Source organism: Marinitenerispora sediminis, assembly GCF_003336425.1.
Lineage (GTDB): Bacteria > Actinomycetota > Actinomycetes > Streptosporangiales > Streptosporangiaceae > Marinitenerispora > Marinitenerispora sediminis.
In genome coordinates this window covers 1-701 of sequence record NZ_QEIO01000332.1, presented here as the reverse complement: position 1 = coordinate 701, position 701 = coordinate 1, and the positions used below count along the sequence as shown (strand labels likewise).

Sequence of the window (701 nt, the reverse complement as noted above, 5' to 3'; positions counted from 1 at the left end):
CCCGCCGGTGACGAGGCCCCCGGGGGCCGCAGCGCGGCGCGCCTGGTCCGTCGTCGGCCGCGACGGGCGTCAGCGCGTCCTGCTGGTCCGCCTCGCGCGGCTCCGTGCCGTCCGGCCGCGGGCCCCGACGGCGCCGGGACGCCAGGCGGCGGCCGGCCCCCCAGTGGGCTTGTCCGCGCGGACACGAGGCCACGGGGGTCGGCCGCGGGCGGGCCGGAGTCATGCGGCCGCGAACCCGTCGCCAACGGGCGGCGAGCGGAGCCCCGGTGACGCGCGGGCGTCGCGCACCCGTGAAACGGCGTTCCCTGGCCGCCCCTTGCGGTCGTCCGCATCCGGAGGCGCGCCGAGCGGAACGGAGCTCCGGCAGCCAGGAGGAGGTCTGACGACATGTCGCTTCTGTCCCGTTCTCGCGCTGAAAATGCCGGGCACAGCGCCCGCGCCCTCCCCCCGATCTCCGCCGGAATCCGTCCAAGCCATCGCACGTACGAACTTTCACGGTGATACGTGATCAATCCCCTGAGCTGGGTTTTCGCGTTCGCGAGCTCGGGGATTGTGCTGCCGACGCCGCTCCCACTCCCGGGGAGCCCTAGTCGTCCGATCCCCGCGCCTCTGGAGGTCTCCGTGGTCCCTGCGATGCCGACCGGTGAACGCGAGAGGTTCCTCGCCGGCCCGCACGTCGGCGTGCTCGGGGTGGCCGACCC

At 75.0% G+C, this 701-nt stretch carries 1 pseudogene; it reads left to right on the top strand.

Annotated features, from left to right (window positions below):
* Positions 1-504 precede the first annotated feature (504 nt).
* Positions 505-701, top strand: a pseudogene (locus DEF28_RS28695) (hypothetical protein); the annotation flags it as partial.